At 56.9% G+C, this 3,006-nt stretch carries 4 protein-coding genes and 3 tRNA genes; all 7 read right to left on the reverse strand.

What is annotated here, in order from left to right; translation table 11 throughout:
* The coding region (locus tag NLX68_RS26335) for a GTP-binding protein (protein WP_254286427.1) at positions 1-170 on the reverse strand (170 nt) is incomplete at its 3' end.
* Between the two features lie 86 nt (positions 171-256).
* A tRNA-Thr gene (locus NLX68_RS26340) sits at positions 257-332 on the reverse strand.
* 26 nt (positions 333-358) lie between these two features.
* A tRNA-Gly gene (locus NLX68_RS26345) sits at positions 359-432 on the reverse strand.
* 24 nt (positions 433-456) lie between these two features.
* Positions 457-540 (reverse strand) — tRNA-Tyr (locus NLX68_RS26350).
* 152 nt (positions 541-692) lie between these two features.
* Positions 693-1,121: a hypothetical protein gene (locus NLX68_RS26355; protein ID WP_254286424.1), complete on the reverse strand. Its 429-nt coding sequence runs from the start codon at positions 1,119-1,121 to the stop codon at positions 693-695.
* Positions 1,122-1,128: 7 nt separating this feature from the next.
* Positions 1,129-1,875: a pantothenate kinase gene (locus NLX68_RS26360; RefSeq protein ID WP_254286425.1), complete on the reverse strand. Its 747-nt coding sequence runs from the start codon at positions 1,873-1,875 to the stop codon at positions 1,129-1,131.
* Complete coding sequence (gene birA / locus NLX68_RS26365; RefSeq protein WP_254286426.1) at positions 1,865-2,824, reverse strand: bifunctional biotin--[acetyl-CoA-carboxylase] ligase/biotin operon repressor BirA; 960 nt, start codon at positions 2,822-2,824, stop codon at positions 1,865-1,867. The genes NLX68_RS26360 and birA overlap by 11 nt, the downstream gene beginning before the upstream one ends.
* Between the last annotated feature and the right edge of the window lie 182 nt (positions 2,825-3,006).

A 3,006-nucleotide genomic window follows, 5' to 3' on the forward strand; every position in this document is an offset into this window, starting at 1 on the left:
TTCTCTTCTGGAGCGCTGTCGATCTTGTCGAAGTCAACAACGGCCGAACCGAAAACTTCGGAGCAGACGCGAGTCAGCGCTGCGGTCAGCGTGGTCTTGCCATGGTCAACGTGACCAATGGTGCCGACGTTCACGTGCGGCAGACTACGATCGAACTTTTCCTTAGCCATCGAGACAATCCTCAGCAAGAAGAAATAAGCAAGTCAATATGACCATTAAAACAAAGGCAGATATTTTCATATCTGCCTTGGTTATATGGAGCTCTTGAGCGGATTTGAACCGCTGACCTCACCCTTACCAAGGGTGTGCTCTACCAACTGAGCTACAAGAGCGCAACACTGTGCAACAACAGCAAACCTGGAGCGGGTAGCGGGAATCGAACCCGCATCATCAGCTTGGAAGGCTGAGGTTCTACCACTAAACTATACCCGCGGAGCTTGCGGCTCTCGCTAAAACTGGTGGAGGGAGAAGGATTCGAACCTTCGAAGCTCTCGCAACGGATTTACAGTCCGTCCCCTTTGACCGCTCGGGAATCCCTCCAGATTTGGCCGGCATTCTATTTAGATACCGATCCAGTGTCAAGCGCTTTTTCAAATTTTTTCAATCAAATCTGAAGCTTAGCTGCTTTGACACCGCTTCCAGCTCTACCACCTGAGTGGTGTTCCCTGTGAAGCGGGCGCCATTCTATCAAGCTATTCGCCAGTTGCAATACCCTCGCACAACATTATTTTATGTTTTAAGTCTTTGAAATCATGGGAAAGTGTCCCAAGCACGGTTTGGTCCAGCAAACGCTGGCTCTGGGGCGCGATCTGCAGCCACAAACCAGTGCTATCACCCAGGCGGCCGGTCACCGGAACAGCAGCAATATCCAGGGTCAGCAAGCGCTGACGCAGTGCTTTTATCTGATCCTGGCCCGCCAGGCCGCCTACGTAGAGGCATTCCTGGCCACGCTCGGGCGCCGTTTTACCCTTGCTCGACTCGCTCAGCAGACGAATATCCTGCTGATTTCCCTTATACAGCGACAACGGCGCCACTTCCTTGGCCTTCAACGGCGCTTCCTGCTGGTGCCAGACGTAATAAAAGACATTGAGCACCACCAACAACAGAAACAACCAACGCATAGGCACCTCAATCCAGGGGACAAGCCATGGCCAGACCAACGAACACCAGGTCCGGCACCACCCGGGCCTGTGGCGCGGCCTCCTGCACCAGGAGCGCATCGCCCCCGGTTAGCAGCACGGTGAAATCATCACCCCACAGTCCCTGAGCGTATTCGAGCTGCGAGCGAACAAAGCCCTGCAGCATATGCACGCAACCACGCTCCACCGCCTCGACAGTAGAACGCCCAGGCGCCAGGCTCGACAATGCCCGTTCAGCCGAAGCATCGTCATAGCGGATGCGCCGGGTGTGGGTACGCAGCTGACTGCGCATCAACGGCATGCCCGGGCAAATGAAGCCACCCAGATGCTCGCCGTCGGCAGATACGAAGTCGGCCTTGGCCGCCGTACCAAAATCCATGACCAGGCAAGCGCCGCCCGCCAAGTGATACCCTCCCAGGAGCGCAAGCCAACGATCCAGGCCAAGGCGCTGGTAGTCTTCATAGCCATTACGCACGCCACAGACCTCTTTGGCCGGCTGCGCCACCACAACACTCAGGCCAAAGTGCTGAGCGAGCAGCGCCGAAAGACCGGCAGTCTCCTCTTCACTTCTGACACTGACCAGGCGGCAACGCTTGGGCGCCTCAGGGAGCGCCATGACAGCCGCTACCAGGGCCTGATCGGAGTCCACTATGCCGCCGGCAGCCACAGCACCCTGCGCACCATGGATGACCCGCCACTTGATAAAGCTGTTGCCGCAATCGAGCTCAAGAATCATCACGCAACCTCAAACTGAGCTCACCACCGCTAAAGCTCTTTTCAACACCATCAACCTCGAGGCGCAGCGCCCCTTGCCGGTCAATGCCTAGAACCATTCCGTCAATCCGGTTGACCCCGGCAATCAAGGACACCGCAGCCCCCTGCCACAGATGGGATTGCTCCCATTCGGCCTGGAACGCGGCGAAACCGGATTGCCGATGGCGCTGCAGATCCTGCTGCAGGTTCTGACTGAGCACAGCCACCAGTTTATTACGATCGACTGCCACCCCTGTCTCACGACGCACAGACGTCCACAGCTGATCGATCTGCTCGTTGACCTGCATATTGACGTTGATACCGATCCCCAGCACGACGTGACAGACATCCGCGGGATCACCGACCAGTTCCAGGAGGATGCCGGCGATTTTCTGATTGTTTACCAGAACATCGTTTGGCCATTTAAGCCCGGCTCCGGCCACGCCAAAGGTCTGTAGCGTACGCATTACCGCCAGGCCCACCACAAGGCTCAAGCCTTCCAGTTGACGCATGCCACCTTCTATACGCAGCACCAGGCTGTAGTAGAGGTTTTCCGCGAACGGGCTGACCCACTGACGACCACGTCGACCGCGCCCCGCCGCCTGACGCTCAGCCAGGACCAGAAAGGGTGCGGCCTGGCCCTCACCAATAGAGCGCAGGGCCTGGGCATTGGTCGAGTCGATGGATTCAAATATCAATACCGGCCAGTGCTCGCCCTGGGAAAGCTCGGCAATCGCCGACTCCTCCAGCAACGACAAAGGCGTGGCCAACTGATAACCACGGCCACGGACCTTATGAATGGGCAGGTTCAGCTCAGCCTCAAGAAGCTGCAATTGCTTCCAGACAGCGGCGCGACTGACGCCCAAGGCTGCGCCCAGGTCTTGCCCGGAATGGAACCGGCCATCCTTGAGGAGCTTCAACAACTTCAGCATGCCAATCTCGACTCACAATGAGGAGGGCATGATAGCCATGCAGGTGGGGATTGCATAGAAAACTGAGTTGCGGGAGCGGCAGTAGGAGCGCACAGAGGAAAATGTCAGAAAGACAAAACCCCTACCTGCGTACGCAGATAGGGGTTTCGGAATTTAATCTTGACGATGACCTACTCTCACAT

This window comes from Pseudomonas sp. SBB6 (assembly GCF_024213215.1).
Lineage (GTDB): Bacteria > Pseudomonadota > Gammaproteobacteria > Pseudomonadales > Pseudomonadaceae > Aquipseudomonas > Aquipseudomonas donghuensis.